We start from the raw sequence: 26,798 nt of genomic DNA, 5'->3' as shown, positions 1-26,798 counted from the left end.
ATGAGTAAGTCATTATCATATAACAGGCACGGTTTTACCCTATTTTTATTATCAATTTGTCTTATGCTGATCGTATTTTTAGGGATAACTCTGACTACAGTTTTGAACGGGAATTACGTAAAAAAGGTCGTTTCTAGTGATGAAAATGTTTCTTTGATACGCAGTTACTCTAACCAAAAATTGAGTAGATTAGTAAATAGCTATTCGTCGGTCTCTAGTATTTCAACTAGTCTTAGCAAAAATGATGTTAAGAAAATAATAAATACTTCTGTGGACGAAATGTATGATGATGATTCTAAATTGACCGTTGGTAGCTCAATTTTGGATACTATTGGTGGTAATCTAAAGCGAGCCTCCAAAAAGCAAGGATTGAATCTTGATGCAGAGATCAATCAGACGGTTAGCGTCAATAAAGATTTAATGAACCAGATGATCGACGATGATTTGGGACCGATAAATAATCTTTCCATTGCCATAAAAAAAGTTCGTGGAATTATTAAGGCAACGATTATCGTCTTGGCTATAATTTTTGTGTTATTAGCAATTAGGTTACGAGCTAAAGTAGGTTCCAGCATGTTGTTCTTCCATCATTTGGGAACTGTTGGAATCTGTACCTCAATATTATTAGCGATTTTATTGGCATTTATTTATTTTCCTATGCAAAACCTCATTTCGAGCAATATCGAATACAATTTGCATGATGTACTTTATAATGTTCTCAATGGCATATTCCTCAGTTACATATCAATTGTTTTTATGGTATTGATCCTAAGTGTGATCGACTGGGGGAGTACCATGAAGTATAAGTACTAATAGTGAGGTGTTAGTCATGAGAATTAAGTTAACGACAGAGGCCAAGAACAAATTAGTGGCCTATGCAGAAAAAGGGAAAAAGATAATTCTTGATCTTGATGACGGCCTGGGACGCTTTTCAGGAGAAGGGGACTGCGCTTTGATCACTAAGTTTCGTGTGATAATTGTAGATAGTTGCGAGGATGTTTCGGATTATTCAATTAAATTGAATAGTTCATTGGGAGACATCTATTTTAAAGAAAGTGCGTCCGAATTCTTACAAGCTGGTCTTGAGCTTAAAGTGAATCCTAAGACACAATTGCTCGTTTTAAAGAACGACCATGAAATGATTGATAATTGCGTCAATATTATTGATTTTGGCGTAGTAAAATCTAAATAAAGTTTAAAATTGTTGAGTACTGGAAATTTTCCGGTACTCTTTTTTTATTGACCCAGTCTTGTATAATGAGTAATAGCGTTAAAATTTTAGGGGAGTATTAATAATGCAGGATAATTCAAAGATTCGAAGTAACAAGTATCTTAAATATACTTTGATAACCATTGCCACATTAATTGTTTTTGTGGTGGCGAGTATAGCATCAGTTTATTTTACTGAACTCTATCATGGCCAATTTTGGTCATATTTAGGTAGTAGTGATAATCGTTTCCATGCTATGAGGATTGAAGGATTGTATGAAGCCATCAAACATAATCAATATTATCCTTGGGTCAATATGTCATTTATTGATGGCTTTGGTTATATTTCAAATATTTTCTACTCAAATATAATGATCTATCCAGCGGCTATCTTTAGGTTGATGGGCTTTTCAATGGCTAAAACTTTTATTGCATTTTATTTTCTAATAAATGTTTTGACATTTTCAACATCGTTTTTAAGCTATTTGAAGGTAAGTAAAAAATACTGGAACAGTTTGGTATTTAGTTTTGTTTATACATTATCGACTTATCGTTTACACAATTTGTTGTTCCGTCATGACGTTGGTGAATTACTTGTGTTTGTCTTTTTGCCAATTGCCTTTTTAGGGATTTATGAGATTTTCTATGGCAAGCGTCAAAATTGGTGGTATCTAACTATCGGAATGACAGCCATTATTTATTCACATGCTCTATCACCAGTTTTGGTGGCAATTGTTATTGTTCTGATTGCGTTATGTCAATATAAAGAATTAAAGATCCATCCAAAACGTCTTTTATCATTATTATATGCAGCAATTACTTCGTTATTACTGTCATTGGCATACTTCTTACCAATGATGGAACAAATGAAACACACAGATTTTAACTTATCACATTCGGCTATCAGTCTTTCTGCAGGTGCACTGGAACTGCAAGATTTGATCGATGCCAGTTTGAATAACGTCGTTACACAACCAGTAATTGGCCTGTTAATGATGACCTTGGCAGTGATAATTTTTGCTAGTTATAAGAAAATCGACAACACTGCGGTTAAGCATTTCTCATTACTAGGTGCCGGTTTGTTAGTTATGAGTACCAGAATTTTCCCATGGGGACTAATCGATAAGACGCCGCTAAAGGTTTTACAATATCCATGGCGTTTAGATATCGTTATCTCGATCATGCTAGCAATCTTCATCGCGTATGACCCGTTACACATTCTCAGAGGTCGTTTAGGGAAAATAGGTATGATACTTGGTCGTTATGTTATTGACTGTCTCAGCTAGCAGCAGACTCGGTCATACAGACGGTGGAATCAATTCGTACTCCCAGTATAATAAACTAGAAACATATAGTATTGGGGCTGGTCAAGAATACTTACCGATTGGAACGAGTTTGGATGAACTAGAGAAAACTTCTCATAAACCAAGTGTAGAGTCTGGTAAGGCTAAATTAAATAACTTTAAGCAAGATTGGTCGACATTGACACTAGATTATAAGAATGCCAAGAATGCTAAAGTAGATATGCCAGTAATTGGTTATTACGGTTACCAAGCAACGACAAAAGGTAAAATATCTGCTGTTACTATGGATAAAAATAAGGAGAACTTGGCTCAAGTAAACTTAAATGGTAGTGGTAAATTGACAGTTGCTTACACAGAAACAAGTATTCAAGAATATAGCCGAGTACTTTCATTGTTGAGTTTTGTAGTATTGTTGGTTTGGCTCATTGCTGATAAGGCAGGATTTAAGTTTAAAAAGAATAAGTAAAAATAACTTTGTATTGAATTTTAAAGTAAACAAATAGCACGTATATATCCAATCGGATGTATGCGTGCTATTTGTTTACAGAAAAGTTACTTATTCTTTCAAATCATCAACATCAGTAAGTGATGCTAAATTATCTTGTTTAGTAACGGCTTCTTTATCAACGGAAACATTAAACCAGTTAACAAATCCGTGATCGAATTCCGCAACTTTAAAGTGGAAATTCAACATGTTAAATTCAAAATCTTGACTGATATTAGGATATTGTTCAATCATATATCCACCGATAGTAATAATATCTGATTCTTGGAATTCAGGAATATTTGTCTTAAAGAATCTCTCAAAATCGTATAAGGTAGTCTTACCAGAAATATTATAACTACCATCATCATTTTTAACGATATATTCATCAGAAACATCGTCGATCTCATCTTTAACGGTACCAAATAATTCTTCATAGATATCTTTATCGGTGACAATACCACTTGTACCACCATATTCATCGACAACTACAACGATAGGAGTTTGTTTCTTGATCATTTTAGATAAAATGTCTTGGATAGGCATTGTTTCAGGAACTGTGTTTACTGATCTAAGCACACGACTGATCCCAATGTCGCCGTCTACTTGATTTTGACGGACAATATCGTAGGCATAAACGTAACCTAGGACTTTATCTTTATCATTGTCGGCCACAACTGGAAATCTTGAAAAGCCTTGTTGCAAGTAATCTTTTAAAACATCTTTTACTTTGTCTGTAATGTCAACTACATAAAGACTTGTTCTATCAACCATGATATCTTTAGCAACTTTATCATTTAATTCAAAAGCTCTTTGCATAAAGACGACATCGTTTTGATCCATATCACCACCATGGATAGATGACTTGGATAATCTTAAAATTTCTGACTGTGAAAAGATTTCATTTTCAGAATCTGCGGGTTTTAGACCCATTAATTTGATAATTCCAGTTGCGGAGATATTTAACAGCCAAACGAAAGGATAAACTGATAAATGGAAGATACGCATTGGTGTAACAACGATCATCAACATACGCATTGGCATATCGATCGAAACGTTTTTTGGAACGATTTCAGTTAAAACAACTTCTAAGTATGTTAGTAGTAGAACACCGACAATTGAACCTACAATGTGTAATCCGCCACCACTGCTTGAAAGATGGATCAGACCGAAGAGATCGATCAAAAGATATTCGATCGTACTTTCACCAATCCAACCTAAGATAATACCAGCAATACTTGTACCGACTTGTGTAGTTGATAGGTATTCGTTTAGATTATTTACCATCATTAAAGCACGTTTTAGTTTTTTCTGATTACCTTCACCTTTTGAAATAGCATCTTCAAGTTGGCTTGGTCTAGTTTGTACTAAGGCAAACTCGGCTGCGACAAAGAAGAATGCGAAGACGAATGTTATTAGAATAATAATTAAGTTAGCTGTAATTGCAGAACTTGACAATATTGAATTTCCCCTTTTTTTCTATGTAAGTTGGATTATAACACTATAACATCAATAAAAGCCGACATTGTCGGCTTTTAATAATTAGCGTAATCATAACCTAATCCGTTAGCTGTTTCTGAGAAAGTCTTGAAGGTATAGCTGTAACTAGGAGTATTCTCAGAATTTAAATTACTTATAGTTACACGATAACTCGAATGACCGTTAATTGTAACACCCTTTGGTGGAATATAGGCAATAACATCACTTAGATAAGCATAAGATTTATCGGTCAAAGGAACTGTCATACCAACAGATCCGTCAGTTAAGTTTTCAACCTTAATTGACGTGTTGTCTGTGACCATATTTTGATTTTGATCTGCAAAAGTAATTGACCAAGGAATCGAATTACCATATTTGTTGGAAAGTTCTTCAACTGGGAAAAGACTGCTTGGGTATGTTACGACTGATTTTTCAGCTTGATTATAAATATCAGGTGGATTATTAACGAAAATATCTTCATATTGGCGACCATTGTTGGCGATGGCTATACCTACACCCACAGTAGAAAGACGAGGTGAAAGTAACCAAGCACGATGACCAGTGTCGTTACCTTCTATATTAGTATCATCTAATATTAGTTCACGAACAGGTTCTCCGATCGTTTTTGGAAAGCCAAAGTATAAGTTGCCATATCCGGTACCATAAACGGCTTGATTCCAATAATGTGATGAAATATAGCTTGCTCGTTCAGTATTAACCAAAAAATGCTGGTTGATCATTGGATCTGAATTCGATACAGCCATTACTGCAGCGGAAACTTGAGATGTGTAGTTTGAAGTCTCTTTTGAAGAAATTGGACTCAAGCCTGATAATTCACGATAATAGTTTATCCAATCAACAGTCCCGTTGATGGCGTTATTACTTAACCCTCCCGGATTGAAAGATCCATCCGTTGATAATCTTGGAACTGTAGCAAATAAATTATCCTTGTTATACAAATTACTATCCAGATTTTGATAAGTTTGTTGAAGCTCTTTGATCTGAGAAATTTCACTTGGACTGTAATAAGTTCGATAGTAATCGGAAATGTTAGTCGTTACATTACTGGCTGCTTGTACCGTTGTAGGAGCTGCAACGGAAAAGAATAACAGTAAAGACGCGCAACTGATAAGTAACCGTGACCTCTTCATTTTCATAACCCCACTTGCAATGTATTTACTACTTATAGTATACCCAATTATGATCATAAAATGTAGTTTGAGGAAAGCACCATTATGAATAAGTTGGTTTATAAGCATATTAGTGGTTGAACTCCTAAATGATTATTTTTATAATATAAGAATGAATTGATCTTGGGGGAAATACTTTTGAGTAATGTAAAGAATGAAAACTTTTTAACACCTGCACAAGCTGCAAAAGAATTGGGGATTAGTGTTGCAACGCTACGTAAGTATTCTTTGATCGTAGAACATACAACAGAAAACGCCAATTATTTTGAGCGCAATAGTCAAAATAATCGATTATATACTTCAACAAATTTGGATGGTTTTAAGAAAATGGTTGAACTGGGTCATGAACCAAAAATGACCTTGGATCTTGCTGCACAAAAAATTTATCCAACTACTGAAGAAGAAAAAACGGCGGATGATGATCATTTAGAACAATACATAGATGACTTGAAGGCTGAAAACAAGAAGCAATTAGAAACTATCGAACAATTGAAAAGCGAAGTTTCTGATTTGAAAGTAGCCAATGAAAAACTAGAATCGAATAACGAAATGCTTAAGACTGAAAATATTCAGTCAGATGAACGCACTTCAGAATTAAAAGAGCGTGTTAATGAACAAGTTCAAGATGACAAAAAGGGTCATTGGTGGAATAGATTCGTTAAATAGGTAGGGTAGACAAATTGTCATACCTGCTTTTTTTGCGTATAATTACAGGTTGGTAAAAACTTAGGAGGATTCAATTTGAAATTAGCAATGATCGGACTCGGCAAGATGGGGATCAACTTAACCGAGAACTTAATTAGAAATAATAACGAAGTAGTGGCTTTTGATCTTAATGAGGATGCAAAAAAAGATGCACAAGAATTAGGCGCAGAAGTAACTGATGACTTGCAAAGTGTCGTTGATAAATTACCACAGCCAAAAATTGTTTGGGTTATGTTGCCAGCCGGCAAACCAGCCAATACAACAATTGACACTTTGAGCAATATTTTGTCCAAAGATGACATCGTTATTGATGGTGGGAATTCGTTCTATGAAGATTCGCTGACACATAATGAAATTTTGAAGGCAAAAGGTATTATTTTCTTTGACGCTGGTACTTCTGGTGGTATGTCAGGTGCTAATCATGATGGAAACTTCATGATCGGTGGAGATAACAAGGAAGCATTTAAGATCATTGAACCTATTTTTAAGGGTATCGCGCAAAAAGATGGTTATCTTTATACTGGTAAAGCCGGTAGTGGACATTATCTAAAGATGGTTCATAACGGTATTGAATATGGTATGATGCAATCCATTGCTGAAGGTTTTGATGTTTTGGAACATAGTGAATTTGAATATGACAATGAGGCCGTTGCTAAAGTTTGGTCAAATGGTTCTGTTATCCGTGGTTGGTTAATGGAGTTGGCTGAATCGGCCTTTTCAAAAGATCCTAAATTGAATGAAATTCGTGGCGTTATGCATTCATCCGGTGAAGGCAAATGGACGCTTGAAGAAGCTCTGAAGTTACAAGTTCCCACGCCCGTTATTGCCGCATCGTTGATGATGCGTTACCGTTCGTTAGAAGACGATACCGTTACAGGAAAAGTTGTTGCCGCTTTACGTAATGAATTCGGTGGACATGATGTTGACAAAAAGTAATTAAGTTATATAAATCCGCATTTGCTTATGCAAGTGTGGTTTTTTTATAAGGAGGTAAGGATCATTAAAGAATTCAAGACTTTTACAATCATCTTTATTGGTGCTTTCATTGGTAGTAATTTGCGTTATGGTGAAAGTTTACTTTTTACTACTAGTGATAATTTTCCTTGGGGAACAGTAGTCGCTAATCTTTCTGGAGCCTTTATTTTGCCGTTTCTGATTCATTATTTACAGGATCGTTATAAGTTATCGTCGAAGACAATTTTGTCACTTAGTACAGGATTATTGGGTTCATATACAACATTTTCAACCTTTACGGCAGATGCATACCGATTATTTGAAACGGGTAATTGGATTTACTTAGCTGGATATTTATTTTTAACTATGATTGGCGGATTTCTATTTGCCATTGTAGGAAATTACTGGGCTGTTTCTAGGGCTTTTCGTGATTTGGAAAGAAGTCGCAAATGATAAACTCACTGCTAGTCGGGTTTGGCGCTGGCTTAGGCGCATATATAAGAAATTTTTTAATGCAGACCTCTAATAAAATAAAAATCGACTTCCCATTTATGACTCTGCTTATCAATATATTGGGATCATTTGCCTTGGGTTATCTAACTGCTTCGGTAAGAGATAAAAGAATGTTATTATTTCTAGGTACTGGAATTTGTGGTGGATTTACTACTTTTGGAACTTTTAATATGGAATTGAGTCAATTATGGTTTCAACGCCGCTTTTTCAGTTGTATATTATATTTTAGTTTGACATATATTTTTGGTATATTAGGTTTTGTTATAGGAATTCAAATGTAGGAAGTAAATTAAATGAATGAATCAGTTTGGAATGAGAGTAAAAAACCAAGTTTAATCAATTCAACAAAATTATATTTCCAAGATATGTTTGTTGGTGCAAAGAGAATAGGACGTGCTGATTTTTGGTGGGGTCTTTTAGGAATGACAATTCTCTGTGCTCTTCTGATGGCCATTTTTGGATTTACAATGAACTTCTTTTCATTAAAAAGTTTCTATTGGAGCGCCGTTATGGGAGTTGCTTTTGCAATGACATTTGGATATTATTTAGTATCAATTTACACAGCTACTATTAGACGATTACATGATCGTAATATACGTGGTTGGTGGGTCTTATTATACTTAATACCGATTATTGGTGAAGTATTGTTGATTATTTTGATGTGTTTACCACAGAGAAATTATTCTAAATGGCCGAAACTCGTATAAATTTAAATAAATTAAAAAATCTCATTATACAGTATGTTTAGCTATCAATACTGTGTAATGGGGCTTTTTTTTGTCAATCGTTATTGTAAATTCATTTTGAAAGAATAATTTACAATAAATGATGCTCAGTAACATGATATTTTTTATACAATAAGTATAGGAACAGTTATAATCAAATTGAGTATTTTAAATAACTAGAAACAAAATATTTACTGAGGAGTGAATATATATGAGAAGAAGTAGATATTTGAAACCAATCATATTATCGTTCTTCTTTTTTGCGCTTTTAATCTTGGGGGTATTTGGAACGAGTCAAAACGTAAAAGCAGCGACAATAACGGGTAATGAGATTGATGATGGTATCAAAAATTGGACAACTCAGGGTAATTCTCAGGTTGGACAGAAGACTATAGGCAATGGTTTGTCTTTAGGATACACATTTGGATTAGCTAATGATGCTAATGGTAAAGTAACTAAGGGGAATGATACTACTGTAGCTACGAATAGTACGCAGCCTACCACTAATTCGTCTAACAATTTGAGTTTTTCTAAAATAAATATTTTCTTGAATGATAATGGCAATTATAAGGCGTCACAATTTCAATCAGGTGGGACATTAAATACTAATATCAAACCAGAAAATGTTTCATTAAGTTCAATTGATTTTGGTATAGTATTTTCACCTACGGCGGCGGCCTCAAACTCAACTGTTAAGGATTATGCCTTACTTTTAAATATGACCGGAAAAAAGTATTATGTTGGAACGGATGCCAATGGTAATCAAGCTTCTAAAGTAGTTGGCAATTACTCAAAAGATGGTCACACTTTTTTAATGGAGATTCTTTTGAGAGTTTCTCCGGGTAATTCGGCCTTTGTTCAAAGAGAATTATATGTAAAAAATACGTCAGGGACTCCGCAGTCATTTGGTATCTTTTATGGTGAGGATACAACTTTGAGTACATATGACACTGTTCATGTTAAAGACTTGGGTAATAAAAATGGTGTCTATATCGAAGATGGATCTTATAAACTAATGGTTTCTAATAATGTACCTGACGGGTTCACTAAATATACTGGTGTTAGATATAACAGTAATGGTATGAGCTGGCTACAAAAACTAACTAATCCTACTAATTTCTCTGGTAGTGGGGATGAAGCAAATAATAATCCTTATGGAACAGATTTAACTTTAGGATCTGATAGTGCTTACACTTTAATGTGGCCTTATACTACAAACTTACAACCCGATGAAACTGCACATTTCAATTCTGGTATGGGTGTAACGGAATCACCATACTCAGTTCCGGTAGCTCAAAAAACTTTCACGAATGAAACAAGTACCGACGGAAAAAATCGTGTTGGTGATAAATTGAAGTTTAAATTGAAAATGGGTAATTATGGTTACAAGAGTCAATGGAACTTTTCTAATATCGAAGATAAGATTCCAGATGGATTACAGATTGATCCTAATTCGATTAAAAAAATCAATCAAAGTGGAACATCAACATCAATTGATAGTTCTGCATATGATGCTACAACTAAAACTTTGAATGCACCGGTAAATTTGTCATTGACTGATGGTCAAGAAGCGTCAGTGACGTTTGAGGCCACGATAACATCTGACGCTGACGGATCAACTGTCACTAACACGGGTGATTTTCTAGGTACCGATCCGAATACAGATAATGGCGTTACAAAGACCTATTCTTCTTCAGTGGATATTCCGGTTGAGGGGAATCCATACAAAGATTCGTTTACTCAACAAATTAAGAACTCCAAAGACTCAGATTGGGGCACTACTGCTAAAGGTTCCAAGGGTGATACAATCAATTTCCAGAATACATATACTGTTAAATCTAATAGTACGGATTCATTAAAGGCGGCAACGGCATCTTTTATCAATAAATTACCTACTGGACTCACTGCAGATGGATCAGCCACATTTACGTTTAGTAACGGCACCGCTTCGTATACTTCGAGTATCGAAAATGGAACTATTATAGTTCCCTCGTTGGCACCAGGAGATTCGGTCACGGTAACATATTCAGCAACTGTGACGGGAGATGCCGGTACAACACTCTATAACGATGCTACATTGTCTGGAGGAAAAACCAGTTCAGGAGTTAGCCTGGGGACTTTGACCACTAATCAAACTGAATTAAATATTGAAAATATGATTGGATTTACCTCGATACCAACTAAAATTGACTTTGGAACTGTTCATATGGCTGGAAAAGAGAAGACCTTATCGAATGTCAGCACCGATGGTCAATTGATCGTGAACAATTCAAGTAGCGTTCCGTATAATGTTACAGTTAGCTATGATAACGCTGATTCAGAAACACAAATAAAAGATCCGTTAACTGGAACGGTCTTAGATCCTTCAGCAGATACAGGCTTATTGTTCCTTAAACAGAGAAGTAGTGCGGCAACTGATTCCGGTACATGGCAAACAGTTGATGCTACAGGCACTAAAATTAGGACTAGTTCGTTTACTGGTAATCAGGATCTAACCAACTACGTTGGTGTTGGTGATTGGCAGTTAAAGCTTAGTCCAACTACTAATCCAGGTGGCTATAGTGGAAAAATAACTTGGAATATTTCGGATAGTATCTAAAAAATCTTGAAATCTGTTTTTAAAAGCAGATTTCAAGATTTTTTTGTATATTTTTTTACTCAGGGTATTAGTTAAATTGGCCGGAGTAAGTAAGAACATTCTAAGATCTGGAGATAATTTTAAACCTTTAGTTTACGTAAGGAACGTCATCGGGTTCAACGTTCTCGCTATTTAGTAAAATAATGTTTTCACCACGTTCTTTACGTAATTCAATGTCATGTTCACCCCATAGGCAAAGTGCCTCAAGAATACGATTCAAACTATCACCATATTCCGTTAATGAATATTCAACCTTAGGAGGGACTTGACTGTATATCTTACGGCTGACGATGCCATCATCCTCTAATTCACGTAATTGCTGTGTCAGCATTTTTTGAGTAATATTTGGAATTGCCCGTCTAAGTTGTCCGGTGCGCATAGTTTGGTGTTTAAGATGGCAGAGAATAATAGGCTTCCACTTTCCACCGATGATATTCATAGTTGCTTCAACGCCAATATTATAAACTGCTTGTTTCATCTAATTCACCACTCCTTTATTTTAAATAATGATATTTTAACATTATTATTTCGTTTCACAATTTGATTGTAACTTGAGATCATCACTAGAAACAATGTTTTTGTTCCCTAATTTCATTAGGATAGCGGTCAGAATGACACTGGCTAAGATCATGCCAATTCCGATCCAAGGAGTATTGACTAATTGCCCGGCACTTACGGCTTGCCCACCAAGGGATGATCCAAAGGTTATTCCGACATTAAAAGCTGAAATATTTAAAGCTGATGCCAAAGAAATTTCGTTTGGTGTAAATTCTTCGGCCAATTGAACAATATATAGTTGTAATCCGGGGACATTCATAAAAGCGAATAGGCCCATAATTAAGACAGCAAATAATCCTAAGTAATGCATGTTCATAGTAAATAACATCAATAATAAAGCAACACCTAAACCTATAAACATCTTCAATAGTGCGCTTAAAGGATTCGTATTAGCAAATCTTCCTCCAAGCGTATTACCGACGGCAACTGCTAAACCATAGAACACTAAAATAATTACGATAGCGGCCTGTGACCAGTTCATTTGTTTGTTTAAGATAGTTGTTAGATATGTGTAGACTGGGAAAGTTGCACCATATCCTAAAGCTGTGATAATTAAGATTAATAGTAACTGTGGTTGTTTCAAAATTTTCCAAATGCCCTTGGCACTAGTTGGTCTAGGTAAAGGTAAATCGTTTGGTACGAGAATAAAATTAGTTATTAATCCAACTAATCCCAAAACTACTAAGAATAGAAATGAAGCTCTCCATCCTAAAGTCTGACCGATGAAAGTTCCGATCGGAACACCAGTAACAGTTGCAACTGTTAAACCAGTAAACATAATAGCTATGGCCGAGGCACGTTTATTTGGCTCAACAACGTCAGCGGCAATCAATGAAGCAATGGCCATGAGGATTCCGTGTGATAAAGCCGTTATAACTCGTCCAGCTAAAAGAATCCAAAATGTTGATGCAAAGGTTGCAATTAAATTGCCAATTACAAAACTTACCATAATTCCAATCAATAATTTTTTTCGATTCCAACGATTAGTTAATAAAGTTAAAATTGGGGCACCAAACATGATTCCAGTAGCATAGATAGAAACAGTCAATCCTCCAGTTGCGAGTGAAACGTTAAAGGTATTTGTCAAAAGAGGCATAATACCGACACTGATAAATTCAGTTGATCCAATAGCAAATGCGCTGATAGCAAGTGACATTAAGATCCAATTTGATGATACTTTCTTATTCATTTGTATAAACTCCTTTGTAGTGAAATATAAGCATGAGTTTCATTATATGGGGTTAGGACAAATAAACAATTACGTACTTTAAAGTACAATAGGTACTAAAAAGTGCCTATTATTTTTTATTTTTTTTAAAATGGCGACAAACACCGTTACATCAAGAACTTAATATTAGAATTTAACTCATAAACTTCTTTTATTATTAGATTATTCGTTGACAGATTAACTTGAAAATGTTTTACTAGGAAACATAATAAACAGACATGAAGGGAAAGGTAATTAACTATGATAGAAAAACAACTGAAACAATTAAATAGTCAATTTGCCTTTAGCTTTTTCTTTAGATAGCGTTTGTATTCAATCATTGGATACGAACGCACACGCAAGCGTTTGTATCTATTGATTGGCTAAAGTTATTAAGCATGTCGCTAAGCCAGATAGATGCGAGTTGAATCTATCTGGAAATAATATTCGGGCCCGATATTAAACCAGATGGATTCTCATAATCTATCTGGTTTTTTATTTTCTCTGGAGGGATAAGAATATGAAAAAATATTTAATGGGATTAGTAACAATGATGATGGCGGTATTAGTTTTGGCAGGATGTTCGTCAAATGCCAGTTCTGATAAGAAAACTTTAAATATAGGGATTTTACAAATTGTTCAACATGGATCACTTGATGCCGCAAGGCAAGGATTCAAGTCAGGATTGAACCAAGAAATAAAAAAACACGATAAAGATATCAAAGTAAAATACGATTATATGAACGCTCAAGGTGATCAATCAAATTTAAATTCAATGAGTCAACAATTAACTTCAAAGAAGCATGACTTACTGCTAGGGATCGCTACACCGGCCGCCCAAGCCCTGAGTAAGAAAACTAAAGACACACCGATTTTGGTTACGGCCGTGACAAATTTGAAATCGGCAGGTTTAGTTAAATCAAATGAAAAACCTAAGACAAATGTCTCTGGTACCAGCGATATTGGACCAGTTACGAAGCAAATTAAGTTATTAACAACCTTGACACAGTCAGACAAACCAATTGGAATTTTATATAATTCTTCTGAAGAAAATTCGGTCTTACAAGTTAAAATGGCCAAGAATTATGCTAAAAAGAACAATTTAAAATTGAATGTAGTTAGCGTTACAAGTACCAACGATGTTGCCAGTGCTGTTGACAGTCTGAAAGGTAAAGTTTCAGGAATCTATCTACCTACTGACAATTTGATGGCAAGTTCAATGAAAACAATCGGTAAAAAGGCTAAAGAAGCTAAGTTACCAGTAGTTACAGGGTCAATTGAAATGGCCGAAGATGGTGGAACAGCAACTTATGGATTGAACTACCGTGATCTTGGTAAACAAACAGGTAAGATGGCTTACAAAGTTCTAGTGGAGAACAAGAAGGTAGAAGATATGCCAGTTGAAAAAGCTAAGACATTACATCTTTACGTTAATAAGGCCTATGCCAAAGAAATTGGCTTAGATCCAGCTAAGATTCAAAAACCTTAAAAAGGAGTACCAAAAATTATGATAATATCCAGTTTAGGACAAGGATTGTTGTGGGCGCCGTTAGTGATCGGTGTATTTATTACCTTTAGAATTTTAGATATTCCGGATTTAACAACCGAGGGAAGTTTTCCATTTGGAGCAGCTATGACAATCAGTTTGATGATAAATGGTCAATCGGCCTTTACTGCTACTTTAATGGGTTTTGTGGCCGGATGTCTGGGTGGATTTGTAACTGGTATCCTCGATACCAAATTACATATTCCCTCATTGTTGGCCGGAATTTTAACAATGACTGGTTTGTATTCGGTAAACATGCATGTAATGGGAAAGTCGAACGTTCCTCTTTTGACACAAAAAGTTTTGACAGATTACTTACCTAGTTGGGCAACGACAACTCAAACAATTGTTTTGGGAATCATTATCATTGGAATCGTCATCGTGGCATTATACCTTATGTTCAAGACACGTCTAGGATTATCTTTGATGGCGACAGGTAACAATAAAAATATGAGTTCCGCCAATGGGATCAACACGGACAAAATGATCATTTTTGGTTATACAATTTCAAATGGTTTAATTGCTTTGTCAGGATCATTAATTGCTCAAAGCAATGGATATGCTGATATTGGAATGGGAATCGGCACAATTGTTATTGGTCTAGCGTCAGTTTTAGTTGGTGAAATCTTCTTACGAGGTCGAAGTATTTTAGTTAGATTATTGGCTATGTTAGTCGGTGCAATATTGTATCGTTTCTTACTTACAGTTGCGATGGGACTAGGATTCCCACCAGATGATCTGAAAATTTTATCAGCGATAATTTTGGTTATCGTTATCTGTGTACCAATTGTCAGAAATAAACTTAAAACACGTAAACAATTAAAAATTTATCTATCTCAGTTAACGGAAGGTGAACAAGATGAGCAAGTCAGAAGTATTAAACGTCCAAAATTTACAAAAGGTGTTCTTTCCGGGGACCGAGAATGAGCGACACATTTTAAAAAATGTTAGTTTGAAAGTCTACGATGGTGACTTTATTTCATTGATTGGTAATAATGGTGCAGGTAAATCAACATTATTGAATACAATTGCTGGAACTCTACCGGCTGACGCTGGATCCATTAATTTAGAAAATAAAAATGTTATCAAAAAATCCGTTTCATATCGTTCTCGTTGGATGTCACGAGTTTTTCAGGATCCTAAGATGGGAACTGCTGGAGAACTTAGTGTCGCTGAAAATTTAGTTTTAGCACAGAGTCACGTCAATACGACCAGTTTGAAATGGTATAACAAGAAGGGGCAATTGGAGAAATTCCAAGAGCTGTTGAAACCACTTGATATGGGATTAGAGAATAGATTAAAGACTCAAGTCAAATATTTATCTGGTGGTCAAAGACAAGCCTTATCTTTACTGATGGCAACGTTGAGCAAGCCTAAATTATTACTGCTTGATGAACATACAGCGGCACTTGATCCTAAGACTAGCCGTGATGTGATGAATCTTACTGATGAGATTGTTAATCGTGAAAAATTGACAACTATGATGATTACCCATAAGATGTCTGATGCTTTGAAGTATGGTAATCGTTTGATTATGGTACAGGACGGTCAGATCACTTTGGATGTTAGTGGAGAAGATAAAATGAAACTTGATTCTGAAGAGCTTGTTGGTATGTTTGATAACTAGGTCTGGATAGTTTTGTGTATATATATAGTAGAAAAATAAATTTTTAAATATTTTTAAAGTAAAAGAGCGTACCTTCAATATTTTGAAGGTACGCTCTTTTTGAATTAAATCGACGAATGTTAGAGGGGCGTTAGTTACCACCATAATTTAACTAGTGCTTGTGTCCCGTCATTACCCAAGTTTTCTTTATCTACTAATTGTTCATATAATTTTTTAGCTTGTTGTGTAGCGGGTAAATCAAGTTTCATTTTTTCGCTTTCATCTATGGCAATTCGCAAATCTTTCAAAAAATGTTTTGAAAAGAATCCAGGTTTGAAATCTCCGTCTAAAATTCTTGGTGCATAATTTTCTAAACTCCAGTTATCTCCTGATCCACCACTAACTGTCTCTATAATAGAAGGAAGATCTAGTCCAGCTGCCTTGGCATAAACTAACATTTCGGTCATTCCAGTCATGGTTCCGGCTATCATAATTTGATTGGCCATTTTAGCATTTTGTCCGGCGCCGTAGGATCCGAAGTAATGATTTGATTTTCCTATTATGTCGAAAATAGGTTTTAATTCTTCGAAAGCCTTCTTAGATCCGCCGACCATGATGGTTAATTTTCCATCTCGAGCACCAACGTCACCACCAGAAACAGGGGCATCCAATGCTAAGGCACCAATTTTTTCAGCCTTTTCACCAATTTTTTTGGCTAAAGTTGGAGTACTTGTTGTCATATCAACGATTATTTGACCAGATTTTAGATCTTTAAAGACACCTTTTTCGGAATTAAAGTAAACATCCTCAACATCTTTTGGAAAGCCTACCATTGAGAAAATAATATCTGTATTTTCAACAACATCCTTTGGTGAATTAAACCATTTTGCTCCCTTTTTTATTAGAGGTTCAGCCTTAGATTCCGTTCGAGTATAGATATATACCTGATAGTTTTTCTTCAACAGGTTGTTTATTATTCCGCTGCCCATGACACCGGTTCCAATAAATCCGATTTTTTGCATTTTACTACCTCCTGATAACTCGATTATATATAAAATATAAGCTATTTGATTCAAAATTTAAAATATTTCGTGATAAGTCAAAAGTATATTGTTTTTTAGAAATTCCTAAGCTATAGTGTGTGATGTTAGCAAAAAATTAGGAGGTGATTTCAAAATGAAATTAAAAAATTATCCAAGAGACATCTTTGCAGCAATATTCTTTGGAATAACTTCTGCTATGGGGATTCAATTACTTTTACAACCAGCCAAAATTTATACTGCTGGGGTTATGGGTGCAGGTCAGTTGATATCAAACTTATTTGCTGAGTTTGCTAAAGTTAATAGTCCAGTTTATTTATGGTATTTTCTTCTTAATATTCCAATAATTACCATAGCATGGTTCAAATTAGGCAAGAGGTTTACTATTCTGTCATTAGTAGCCGTTGCTTCGTCTACTCTTTTTATTAAATTTATTCCGTTATTCCAAATCACTAATGATCCAATGCTAGCTTCCGTTTTCGGTGGGGTCATGGTTGGTGTTGGTACGGGTTATTGTTTCCGTTGTGGTTTTTCAACCGGTGGAACTGATATAATCGCGCTATTAATTCAGAAAAGTACTGGAAAAAGCGTTGGTGAAATAGGTTTTTATGTTAATGCTATTATTCTTTCTATTGCCGGGATCGTATTCGGCTGGGAGTTGGCTTTATACAGTATGGTGTCTATTTATGTTACTTATTTATTAGTTGACAAGATGTATATTCAGCAACAAAAAATTACTGTTACTGTTTACTCACATCACATAGATGATATTGCACAAGAACTTTTGAAGACAGTTCATCGTGGAGTCACACTCGATCATAGTTTGGAAGGTGGATACTCTGGTGAACCAATTGGTTCAGCCACTATGGTTCTGACAAGATATCAATTATTCTTTGTTAGGGATGCCGTTTCTAAAGTTGATAAGGATGCATTTATCAATATTCAACCAACTATGTCAATTATGGGAAATTTCTTCGACAATTAAATTATTATATGATCAATTAATTTTTGTATAGATATTCAAATATAGTTTAAAGGCATGATTTCATATTACTGAAATCATGCCTTTAATTTTTTACATTTGAATGTACCAATCTATCACTACTAAATGCTATAAGTTTTTATTTGATTACATCAGAAATTGGTTCATCCCCACTAGCTATACTGTACTCCTTGCCTATGGTAGAAGGATTTTGCAAAATTTCGACTAATGATTTGGCAACATCGATTCTTGGAATATTATCAACTTCATTTTCTCCGAGTAATTTTATCTTGCCAATTGATTCTTCGTCAGTAAGCCCACCTGGATGGATGATCGTGTAATCAAGGTCCGTACCGCGTAAATGTACGTCCGCATAGTGCTTGGCAATCATATATGGTTTGATACCTGAGGCGTCCCACTTGTCACGATTGTCACTAAAGACGGAACTAACCATGATGTAACGCTTTATGTCTAATGCTTCAGCAATCATCATTGTCTTGATGGCACCATCGAGATCGATTTGTAGTGTGAGATCAGATCCAGCGCCACCCGCACCTGCAGAAAATAGCAAAACATCAGCCCCAGATTCTTTCACAGACTTAGTGATATCATCTAAAGATGCTGTTAAATCAATAAATTGAGTAGGAATATTGTTATCTTTGTAGGCTTTAATTTGTTCCTTACTACGTAAACCAGCAACGAAATCAATGTTCTTCGATTGTAATTCACCAATTAATAAATGCCCAACTTTACCGTGAGCTCCAATTATCAATACTTTCATTTAAGAGACCCTCCTTGTTACTCTTACCATATCAGCAAAAGATTCTTTTTACCAATGAAATGAATTTCATTATAATAGAAGAAAAGGGAGTGGTTAGATGAAAGTTCTTGGCATTTTGGCCTCGCATCAAGAGCATGGATTGAACGCTCAGATGCTTGATGAAGTCCTAAAGAACGTGGATGAGGGTGTAGAAACAGAAACAATTTATTTGGAAAATTATAAAATCACACCACATAAATATCACGAAAAAAATCAAATACTGAATGAATTGTCTGATAAATTGATGTCCAGTGATGTTTGGGTATTTGCTGCACCAACGTATTGGCGTGAATTATCCGGTGTTTTGAAGAATTTCTTTGATTGTATGCGTCCTAAACTCGTATATTTCAAAGAAAATGGCGATACTATTCCGGGAAAATTTAAAAATAAACATTATTTGAGTATTACATCTTGTTATGTCGGTCCTTTAGAAAATTTTGTAACTGGTGTTACTGATGAAAGTTTAAAGACAATTGACCGAGTAATGAGTGCTGCTGGGGTTATTAAAACTGGGGAAATAGTCCTGCCAGGTACCTTTGGTATGAAAGAAATACCTGATAATAAGAAGCAGATCGCTGCTAAGTATGGACACAAGATATCCCATAAGAAGAGAAAGGACGATTCGACCTTGAAAAGATATATTCAGCTATTCTTCATGATTGCCATTATGGCCTTAATTACGATGGGTATCCAAGTTCCTTTGCGTTATGTGATGCCAATCAATAATTTTTGGATCAATTATATAAGTTTTACGGTTATTTTCTTTGTGCTTTTAGCATGTATTTTACATTTTGTTACGTTTATGAAACATCGAAGACGTTAAAAAGAAGCAAGTATTACCTGGCCTTTTCCAAGTAATAATTGCTTCTTATTATTTTATTCGTGCATTTGATCTAATTGATCTAACACTTTGTTGTAGTTAGGTTCATTTGTTTGTACTTTAAGGATTTCTGAGTAGATGACCTGCTTATTTGTGTCGACTACCCAAACGGAACGTGCTAGGATTCCTTTGGCTTCGATCAAAAGCTTACTCTTTTCACCAAAGTCGTGGTCCACATCAGAAATCATTTGCATATTTTTAACACCTTCAGCAGCACACCAATTAGCTTGTTGCTCAACAGTATTTGTTGAGATGGTAATGAAATTGATCTCTGAATGTCCATCAATTTCTGTGTTGAAATGTTTTGTTTGAATACTGCATACACGAGTATTGATGTCTGGCACGACACTGATCAAAAGCGGTTTATCCAAGAAGTCACTCAACTTAACAGTCTTGCCATCTTTATCCAATGCTGTGAAATCTGGAAAACTCTCTCCAACTAGAGGTGGTTGCCCCAAAGTTGTTACTGTTTCTCCCTTGAAATCTAAATCCATACTGTCCACACCTTTCCTATTACAAACGTTTATAATTTAATTATAGATGATATTTTTTTAAAAACCTAGAAATACGATTATTTGGGAGGAATTATAGTTGGAAAATAGTAATTTGATCTATCAAAGAAAGTCAATTCGCTCATTTAGTGATAGAAGAATTTCTACTATTACTATAGAAGAAATAATTCAGGATGCCCAACGTGCACCTTCTTGGCAGAACTCACAACCTTGGGAAGTCTATATTGCGTCCGGTGAAAACGTCAAAAAGATCAGATCAGGATTTAAAATAACCAATGAAGCTGGTAAGACGGATTTAACAACACCTCATCGTACCAGTCGTTCTGAATTATCAATGAATAATATCAAAGAATGGTCCAAATCTGTTGAAGAAGCGGTTGGAGTTGAGGGGACAGATGATCCAGAGTGGGTAGATGCCAGAAATAATCTATTCTATGCGCCATATTTGGTATACTTAACTACTAGTAAAAAGGCCAGCGAGTTCACTATTTATGATATGGGAGCGTTTGGTCAAACATTGATGTTAAGTGCGGCAAGCCATGGTATCGGGACTATTCCTGCTTATGCATTGTCTAATCATCCGGAAATCATCAAAAAAGAATTGTCGATACCTCAAGATCAAGAAATTGTTGTTGGTATTGCAATGGGTTATGCTAATAATAGCAAGATTAATAATATTTCGACTAAACGTGCCTCAGTTAAAAAAATATTACATATGAAGGAATAGAAATGCATCTAATAGGAAGAAACGTGTCTGTTCGTAACTTTATTGATGAAGATTTTCCTGTCTTTTATCATCTGGTAAGTGATCAAGAGAATCATCAAAGATCCGGATTAGAGTACGTAACTGATAAGAAAATAGCTAAAAAGCTTTTTAAGAAGTATAAAGAGTTACCAAGTAGTTATGCAATTACACTTGTAAATAACTCAATGGTAGGGATAATTGAGTTAAACGAGCGGGGAATAACTGCTGATTTGAAAAAAACTAGAGAAATCGGCTTCATTATTGACCGCCAATTTAGGCGGAAAGGGATCGGTAGTGAGGCAATTTCTTTGTTAATTGACTATAGTTTTAATGAATTAGGACTGATTGAACTGTGGGCAGCAGTCGAAACTGACAATTTGCCCACAAAAAATCTGTTAAATAAGCTAAAATTCAAATTTATTTATCAAGTAAATCAGAATTCTCTTCTGACCGACAATCATGTACCGCTAAACTTTTATCTTTTGAAGCCTTGATTCCCACTTTTGGAAAAGATTTCTTAACTAGAACGGAAATTAAAGCGGTATCTTACATGTTAAACTTAGTCTTGGTAAGGAGATAATAGACTGATTTTTGATGAGAGGTTTTTATATGAAGAAAAAAAGAAGATCTACTAGAAGTCTCACAGTCAAAAAGCGAATGATCGGATTATTTGCGATTGTCGTTATTGTCTTTGGAGTCGTCGGTGCCTTTGGGGTAAATCAAGTCATCGCCGATTCTGCCAATAATTCTACTGGAAGCTCCGTTGATAGTGCTCAACCAGTAATCGCAGAGGATAGTGGTGATGGGCCTTCAAATGCCCACGTACTAGTAACCAGTGATAATACAGGGGATAACACAGATGGGGATTCAAGTAAGACTCAGTCATCAGATAACGTGCCATCAGTAAACATCAATAACTTATCATCGTATCCACAAACAGGGGATGCCGATGAAACAGGACTAGTTATTGTAGGTTTATCTATGTTGGTTGGTCTATTCGCTTTTTACATGAAGAGAATTAGAAAAGTTTTACAGAATTAACGGTTACAAAGAAATATCAATTTTAATAAATTTCATTTACAAAAGGTGAAGTTTACAAGAGCAATTTTATTGGTATTATCAATATGTAATCAAGTTACATCAAAAAAGTAATTCGTATATCAGGGAGGAAACAAACATGAAATTATCAAGAAACGTATTCGTAGGATCATTAGCAACAGCAGGTATCGTATTAGGAGCATTAGCACCTTCACTAACAGCACAAGCTGCTACAACATCAGCAACAGTTAATGCTGATGGTACAGTTACAGCTGTAACACCTAATAAGACTGTTAACTCATTAAATGATAAAGACAATCCAGGCCTAGCAATTGCTTATGATAATGGCTCAGGAGATCAATCAGCAATGGGTACAGCAACTGCACAATCAGATGCAAATGTAACAGTTATCAGTGGACTTCTAACATTAGACAAGGTTCCTGACTTTGGATTTGGTACAGCCGCAGCTGGATCAAAAGTTGATCTTCAAAACAACAGTTCAGCTATCGATGATGATGGTAACCAATCAGGTATTTTGCAAGTAACAGATTCACGTACAGATGCAACTACAAAGACTACAGCAGGATTTAATGTTACTGCTCAATTAGGTACATTCAATCATACTGAAAATGATGTGGATACACCCGCAACTGGTGACTTCCTTCTAGCATTGAAACCAGTACAATTGACAACATCAACAGCTCCTAAAGATGTTATTCAAGGTCAAAAATCAACAGCCGCAACATTAACTTCAGGTGATAAGACTGACCATACGGTTATGGATCTAGCAGCAGGTAATTACGCAAATGGTGCTATCATTGCTCAATTTGCAGCAGAAACTGGTTCACCTAATTCAAATGCTCAATTGACAGTTCCAGCTGAAGCTGGTAATTCATCAACAGCATCAGCTAAATCATATCAAGCACCTATCACATGGACATTAACACCAACAGCAATGACAAAAGTTGCTGGAGCTTAATTTTAAAAGGATCAATTTAGTAGTTAATAACAATTGATTTAAATAAAACCACTACTATACTTATAGTAGTGGTTTTTGTATTATATAAGAGAAGTTATTTTTAAGATTCTGTGGGAGGAATTTGTCATGAAAAGAGTATCCAAGAGAACTCTATTCGTTTTTTTTGCAATATTTGGTCTGATACTTTCGGGCTTAGCAACGATTCAAACAGCACAAGCTGCTTCAGGTGATTATGCTATTAAACCGGAGGCAAGTGTCGATGAGGTTAATACAGATAATGGTACCTATGTTGTTGAGGGTGATCCAGGACAACAAGTACAAGTTAAAATTGGTGTTATTAATAAGGCCAATAAGACACGTAGATTTGTTATTAATGCCAATACAGCATACACAACTAATGGTGGTCAACCAGGATATGATAGATCAAAGGTAAGTGATCCTAAGTTGAAGATTCAGACGCGTGATGCGATTACACCTAATCATATAATTGCTACCGTTAATCCGGGGAAAGAAATGATTATTCCAGTTACTTTGACGATTCCTAAAAAGAAATTCAGTGGATACATCATGGGTGGTTTTAACGTAAAACCATATAAGGAAAAAGCTAAGGGTACAGTTAGTGCCAATGGTACCTTGATCAAGAATAAGTTTAGTTATTCATTACCAATCCAGATCCATCAAAAATCAAGTGGAAATCAAGATCCTAAGTATTCAATAAATACTGTTAAACCAGCATTAGTAACTGGTAATAATGCACAAAGAGCTGGTGTCAACGCCAATGTTCGTAATTCTTCAAACGGTTTTGTGGCAAGCATGAATTCTAAGGCTACAGTTACCAAAAAAGGTGATAAGAGTTTTAAGGTTACCAATTCACAATCTGGTCAATCTATAGCACCAACTTCAAATTATAATTATTCTATTTCATGGGGTAAGAAACCCATGAAGGCCGGTAACTATCATTTGAAATTAGTTTATAAAACTAATGATGGTATTAAGAGCTGGACTTTAAATAAAGACTTCACAATTACCAACGCACAAGCCGCTAAGTACAATAAGTTGGCCGGTATCAAACCTAACTACATGTGGTTATATATTCTTCTTGGCATTCTATTACTCGCTATTATTCTTGGACTAGGAATCTATCTAGGAAAGAAAAATAATAATGGTGGTAATGGCAACACACCAAACAAACCAAATAAATCAACAAGAAAACGTCGTCGTTAATTTTAAAAAAAAGAAGCTGTTCCAAGACTTGGAGCAGCTTTTTTAGTATTATCATAGGTGTAGAGATTAAAGAATATGGGGCTTGAAAATGAATAAGAAATTTAAATGTCTTCTGTTATTTCTCACCTGCTTTATTCTGGGGATAATTGCTAATCCCACTAAAGTATCTGCAGATATTAAAGGTATTGCCGTAACGCCATTGATTGAAGATTCCAGCATTACTGATCGTTTTCAAATAATCAGTAAAAGTGGTGGAACTAGAGATCTAAAAGTATCTATCAGTAATTTTAATAGTAGTCCCATTGATTTAGTAGTTGCGCCAACGAATGCTACTACATCTCCTGACGGCAAAATTATCTTTACTGATATGATCAAAAAAGGTGATTTTGGTCTGCAATATGCTTTTTCTAGTATGACAAAAACTCAGAAGGTAACCGTTAAGGCAAATCAAACTAAGGATTTAACATTTAAGATAAAACTGCCCAATAATAAAGTTAAGGGATTGATTATGGGTGGTTTTAATGTTTACGAAAATACTAGTAATTTCAATAGTAGTGCCAATGTTCCAGTCTGGATAACAGGCGATAACAAGGCCGTAGGTGGTATTCTAAAGGCATACAATTTAACAATTGGTGTCCAGAACTACCAACCACACATGTATGTAAATCTTCAAAACGATCAACCAGGACTAATGAAGAATGTTATTGTACATATGACGGTCAAACGTCAGAGTTGGTTGGATCGTTTCAATCTCGGCCCAAAGAAAATGGTAGCTGACCTTCGTTATCCAAAAATTGCACCTAATTCAAAAGTCCCAATTGATTTCAATCAAAATCAAACACCGATCGCACCTGGTACCTACAAGATGAATGGTGTAGCTCGAAGTGGAAAGACTGTTTGGAATTTCCATAAAACTTATAAAATTTCTCAAAGTGATGCCAACAAGATAAATTCTAAGTCACGTAATTTGATTTACGATAAGACTTTGACATATATCCTGATTAGTGGTGTTCTAGTAACGTTAATAGCTTTCATTTTTTGGGGAATTTGGTATCAGAACAGGAGTTAAACATGAAAAAGTTCATAGTATTTTTATCAATGTTCATCTTTGCAATACCACTTTTTAATCAAACGACTAAGATAGAAGCTGCAGGGGACAAATCATACTCGATCCAATCCGTTTTGCCAGATAATCAAATTGACAAGAACGAATCTTACTTTGATTTGAAAGTGGAGCCTAATAAGGAACAGACGTTAAAAATCATTATTTTCAATACTGGTAGTAAGAGCATCAAGGTTACTGCCGAAGTAAATAACGCTTATACGGCTGATTCGGCTACTATTGGTTACGACAAGTACAACAAAAAGACATATAAGAGCAGTTTGCCTGAATTAAGCTCATTGGTAGAGGGTGCTCGTAAAAAGTCTGTCAGCCTAAAAGCAGGCGAATCCAAAGAGGTTAGTTTTAAAGTTAAATCACCTGACAAAGAATATCAGGGAATTATTTTGGGTGGTGTGACAACAATTGCTAATGTTTCACCTACTAAGTCTAAGAATTTGAATATTCAAAATCAGGTTCGTTATGTTAAGGGGATTGTTTTACGCTCTAAAGATGATGCGGTAAATCCTGATATGCATCTAACTAATGCGTATCCTAAAGCAGTTTCTGGCAGCAAGGGTATTGCATTTAAGATGGATAATACTGCGCCAATAAACATAAATAATGTAAAATTATCATCTAGGATCAAACATAATTCCAAAGTTTTAAATTATCATGCTAAGAATTTACAAATTGCACCAAATTCACAATTTGATTACTTTATTCCGATCGATAATTTTACTGCTGGAAAATACCAGGCCAAGATTACTTTAACGGGTAAGAACGGCTTTAAGAAGGTATTCACTAAGACAATTACTGTTTCTAAGACTGATGTAAAACAAGTTCAACAGCAAACTGAACCCGTCAAACAAAATAATCATCAATGGATAATTATTCTTGTTGGAATTGTTCTCTTGATCTTTGTCGCCTTGTGGATGTATCTCTACTATGCACAAATAAATAAGAATAACTCTAAACATGGCAAGTCGGATCGTCGTAGAAAGTAAATTATGAGAAAAACTAGAAATTCAAATATTGAGCTTTTGAGAATTATCAGCATGCTCTTTATTACGTTGCATCACTTTAGCCTTTGGGCTCAAGGTGGCAGAAGTGACTATTTGATCGCCCACAATCATCTGTGGTCGGCCTTTTGGTCACTTTTTTACTTACCGTTAGGTGACATTGGCGTTTATATATTTGTCATGATCACAGGCTTTTATTTGGGCGTTCAGAATGTAAGCATTAAGTATTCAATAAAAAAAACCTTGAAGATTTATGCGCAAGTGTAATGAACCCCTTGCATTGGAGAAATCCAAGCAAGGGGTTTTTATTATGCCAAAGTATTCTGTTGAAACTAAAAT

Annotated in this window: 30 protein-coding genes; 23 read left to right on the top strand and 7 right to left on the bottom strand. The window is 35.2% G+C overall.

The features are described 5' to 3' along the window. The 4 genes from EKM64_RS00150 to EKM64_RS00135 all read left to right on the top strand — a co-directional run bounded on the left by EKM64_RS00150 (position 1) and on the right by EKM64_RS00135 (position 2,979). Positions 1-813 carry a hypothetical protein gene (locus tag EKM64_RS00150; protein ID WP_125674356.1) on the top strand — a complete coding sequence of 271 codons (813 nt, stop codon included), beginning with the start codon at positions 1-3 and terminating at the stop codon, positions 811-813. A gap of 16 nt (positions 814-829) precedes the next feature. Further along, the gene (locus EKM64_RS00145) at positions 830-1,192 is read left to right on the top strand and encodes an iron-sulfur cluster biosynthesis family protein (protein ID WP_125674354.1); all 363 of its coding nucleotides are present in this window, start codon (positions 830-832) and stop codon (positions 1,190-1,192) included. 103 nt (positions 1,193-1,295) lie between these two features. Further along, the gene (locus EKM64_RS00140; RefSeq protein WP_125674352.1) at positions 1,296-2,495 is read left to right on the top strand and encodes a glycosyltransferase family protein; all 1,200 of its coding nucleotides are present in this window, start codon (positions 1,296-1,298) and stop codon (positions 2,493-2,495) included. After that, complete coding sequence (locus EKM64_RS00135; RefSeq protein WP_125674350.1) at positions 2,473-2,979, top strand: hypothetical protein; 507 nt, start codon at positions 2,473-2,475, stop codon at positions 2,977-2,979. The genes EKM64_RS00140 and EKM64_RS00135 overlap by 23 nt, the downstream gene beginning before the upstream one ends. A 90-nt stretch (positions 2,980-3,069) precedes the next feature. On the opposite strand, the gene EKM64_RS00130 is transcribed toward EKM64_RS00135, so the two are convergent. Together EKM64_RS00130 and EKM64_RS00125 are read right to left on the bottom strand one after the other, a co-directional pair. Beyond that, entirely contained in the window at positions 3,070-4,455 is a 1,386-nt protein-coding gene (locus tag EKM64_RS00130) for a hemolysin family protein (protein WP_125674348.1), read from the bottom strand. A gap of 77 nt (positions 4,456-4,532) precedes the next feature. Beyond that, entirely contained in the window at positions 4,533-5,627 is a 1,095-nt protein-coding gene (locus tag EKM64_RS00125; protein ID WP_125674346.1) for a CAP domain-containing protein, read from the bottom strand. A 177-nt stretch (positions 5,628-5,804) separates the two neighbouring features. Here EKM64_RS00125 and EKM64_RS00120 point away from each other — a divergent pair, with 177 nt between their 5' ends. From EKM64_RS00120 to EKM64_RS00095, 6 genes are all read left to right on the top strand, one after another. Then, on the top strand, positions 5,805-6,332 hold the full coding sequence (locus EKM64_RS00120; RefSeq protein ID WP_125674344.1) for a MerR family transcriptional regulator: 528 nt from the start codon (positions 5,805-5,807) through the stop codon (positions 6,330-6,332). A gap of 75 nt (positions 6,333-6,407) precedes the next feature. Further along, positions 6,408-7,307 (top strand): phosphogluconate dehydrogenase (NAD(+)-dependent, decarboxylating), encoded by a 900-nt coding sequence (gene gnd, locus EKM64_RS00115; protein WP_125674342.1) that lies wholly within the window; start codon positions 6,408-6,410, stop codon positions 7,305-7,307. Between the two features lie 27 nt (positions 7,308-7,334). Beyond that, a complete protein-coding gene (locus tag EKM64_RS00110; protein ID WP_225420909.1) occupies positions 7,335-7,778 on the top strand; it encodes a fluoride efflux transporter FluC in 444 nt (147 codons plus the stop codon). After that, the gene (locus EKM64_RS00105; RefSeq protein WP_225420908.1) at positions 7,775-8,119 is read left to right on the top strand and encodes a fluoride efflux transporter FluC; all 345 of its coding nucleotides are present in this window, start codon (positions 7,775-7,777) and stop codon (positions 8,117-8,119) included. Before EKM64_RS00110 ends, EKM64_RS00105 begins: the two co-directional genes overlap by 4 nt. 12 nt (positions 8,120-8,131) lie before the next feature. Next, positions 8,132-8,545: a DUF805 domain-containing protein gene (locus tag EKM64_RS00100; protein WP_125674340.1), complete on the top strand. Its 414-nt coding sequence runs from the start codon at positions 8,132-8,134 to the stop codon at positions 8,543-8,545. A 229-nt stretch (positions 8,546-8,774) separates the two neighbouring features. Further along, on the top strand, positions 8,775-11,162 hold the full coding sequence (locus EKM64_RS00095; RefSeq protein WP_125674338.1) for a DUF11 domain-containing protein: 2,388 nt from the start codon (positions 8,775-8,777) through the stop codon (positions 11,160-11,162). Between the two features lie 127 nt (positions 11,163-11,289). On the opposite strand, the gene EKM64_RS00090 is transcribed toward EKM64_RS00095, so the two are convergent. Both EKM64_RS00090 and EKM64_RS00085 read right to left on the bottom strand, forming a co-directional pair. Further along, a complete protein-coding gene (locus tag EKM64_RS00090; protein ID WP_125674336.1) occupies positions 11,290-11,679 on the bottom strand; it encodes a winged helix-turn-helix transcriptional regulator in 390 nt (129 codons plus the stop codon). Between the two features lie 45 nt (positions 11,680-11,724). Beyond that, positions 11,725-12,948 (bottom strand): MFS transporter, encoded by a 1,224-nt coding sequence (locus EKM64_RS00085; protein ID WP_125674334.1) that lies wholly within the window; start codon positions 12,946-12,948, stop codon positions 11,725-11,727. A gap of 538 nt (positions 12,949-13,486) precedes the next feature. Here EKM64_RS00085 and EKM64_RS00080 point away from each other — a divergent pair. From EKM64_RS00080 to EKM64_RS00070, 3 genes are read left to right on the top strand one after another with little or no spacing between them, the layout of a single operon-like run. After that, the gene (locus EKM64_RS00080; protein ID WP_125674332.1) at positions 13,487-14,455 is read left to right on the top strand and encodes an ABC transporter substrate-binding protein; all 969 of its coding nucleotides are present in this window, start codon (positions 13,487-13,489) and stop codon (positions 14,453-14,455) included. Positions 14,456-14,473: 18 nt separating this feature from the next. Then, positions 14,474-15,439: an ABC transporter permease gene (locus tag EKM64_RS00075; protein ID WP_125674330.1), complete on the top strand. Its 966-nt coding sequence runs from the start codon at positions 14,474-14,476 to the stop codon at positions 15,437-15,439. After that, a complete protein-coding gene (locus tag EKM64_RS00070) occupies positions 15,372-16,139 on the top strand; it encodes an ABC transporter ATP-binding protein (RefSeq protein ID WP_125674328.1) in 768 nt (255 codons plus the stop codon). The genes EKM64_RS00075 and EKM64_RS00070 overlap by 68 nt, the downstream gene beginning before the upstream one ends. Before the next feature lie 134 nt (positions 16,140-16,273). Here EKM64_RS00070 and EKM64_RS00065 read toward each other — a convergent pair whose 3' ends face one another. Further along, positions 16,274-17,140, bottom strand: a complete 867-nt coding sequence (locus tag EKM64_RS00065) for an NAD(P)-dependent oxidoreductase (RefSeq protein ID WP_125674326.1) — start codon at positions 17,138-17,140, stop codon at positions 16,274-16,276. 154 nt (positions 17,141-17,294) lie between these two features. On the opposite strand from EKM64_RS00065, the gene EKM64_RS00060 reads away from it, so the two are divergent. Then, positions 17,295-18,143: a YitT family protein gene (locus tag EKM64_RS00060; RefSeq protein ID WP_125674324.1), complete on the top strand. Its 849-nt coding sequence runs from the start codon at positions 17,295-17,297 to the stop codon at positions 18,141-18,143. 136 nt (positions 18,144-18,279) lie between these two features. Here EKM64_RS00060 and EKM64_RS00055 read toward each other — a convergent pair whose 3' ends face one another. Next, complete coding sequence (locus EKM64_RS00055; RefSeq protein ID WP_125674323.1) at positions 18,280-18,921, bottom strand: SDR family oxidoreductase; 642 nt, start codon at positions 18,919-18,921, stop codon at positions 18,280-18,282. A 97-nt stretch (positions 18,922-19,018) separates the two neighbouring features. Between EKM64_RS00055 and EKM64_RS00050 the strand changes: the two genes are divergently transcribed. Continuing rightward, positions 19,019-19,783: a flavodoxin family protein gene (locus EKM64_RS00050; protein WP_125674321.1), complete on the top strand. Its 765-nt coding sequence runs from the start codon at positions 19,019-19,021 to the stop codon at positions 19,781-19,783. A 53-nt stretch (positions 19,784-19,836) separates the two neighbouring features. Here EKM64_RS00050 and tpx read toward each other — a convergent pair whose 3' ends face one another. Further along, positions 19,837-20,334, bottom strand: coding sequence for a thiol peroxidase (gene tpx, locus EKM64_RS00045; RefSeq protein ID WP_125674319.1), 498 nt, complete (start codon positions 20,332-20,334; stop codon positions 19,837-19,839). Positions 20,335-20,431: 97 nt separating this feature from the next. On the opposite strand from tpx, the gene EKM64_RS00040 reads away from it, so the two are divergent. From EKM64_RS00040 to EKM64_RS00005, 8 genes are all read left to right on the top strand, one after another. Further along, positions 20,432-21,079, top strand: a complete 648-nt coding sequence (locus EKM64_RS00040; RefSeq protein WP_125674317.1) for a nitroreductase — start codon at positions 20,432-20,434, stop codon at positions 21,077-21,079. 2 nt (positions 21,080-21,081) lie between these two features. Then, positions 21,082-21,591 (top strand): GNAT family N-acetyltransferase, encoded by a 510-nt coding sequence (locus tag EKM64_RS00035; RefSeq protein WP_125674315.1) that lies wholly within the window; start codon positions 21,082-21,084, stop codon positions 21,589-21,591. Positions 21,592-21,706: 115 nt separating this feature from the next. After that, entirely contained in the window at positions 21,707-22,138 is a 432-nt protein-coding gene (locus EKM64_RS00030) for an LPXTG cell wall anchor domain-containing protein (RefSeq protein WP_164505254.1), read from the top strand. Positions 22,139-22,274: 136 nt separating this feature from the next. Continuing rightward, entirely contained in the window at positions 22,275-23,114 is an 840-nt protein-coding gene (locus EKM64_RS00025; protein WP_125674311.1) for a WxL domain-containing protein, read from the top strand. 126 nt (positions 23,115-23,240) lie between these two features. After that, complete coding sequence (locus tag EKM64_RS00020; protein ID WP_125674309.1) at positions 23,241-24,338, top strand: DUF3324 domain-containing protein; 1,098 nt, start codon at positions 23,241-23,243, stop codon at positions 24,336-24,338. Between the two features lie 88 nt (positions 24,339-24,426). Next, positions 24,427-25,407 (top strand): WxL protein peptidoglycan domain-containing protein, encoded by a 981-nt coding sequence (locus EKM64_RS00015; RefSeq protein WP_125674307.1) that lies wholly within the window; start codon positions 24,427-24,429, stop codon positions 25,405-25,407. Between the two features lie 2 nt (positions 25,408-25,409). After that, positions 25,410-26,444 (top strand): DUF916 and DUF3324 domain-containing protein, encoded by a 1,035-nt coding sequence (locus EKM64_RS00010; RefSeq protein WP_125674305.1) that lies wholly within the window; start codon positions 25,410-25,412, stop codon positions 26,442-26,444. A gap of 3 nt (positions 26,445-26,447) precedes the next feature. After that, positions 26,448-26,726, top strand: coding sequence for an acyltransferase family protein (locus EKM64_RS00005; protein WP_125674303.1), 279 nt, complete (start codon positions 26,448-26,450; stop codon positions 26,724-26,726). Positions 26,727-26,798 lie beyond the last annotated feature (72 nt).

The sequence above is a fragment of the Companilactobacillus keshanensis genome (assembly GCF_003946205.1).
In the GTDB taxonomy this organism is placed as follows: Bacteria; Bacillota; Bacilli; order Lactobacillales; family Lactobacillaceae; genus Companilactobacillus; species Companilactobacillus keshanensis.
This window is presented reverse-complemented; position numbering and strand designations above follow the sequence as displayed.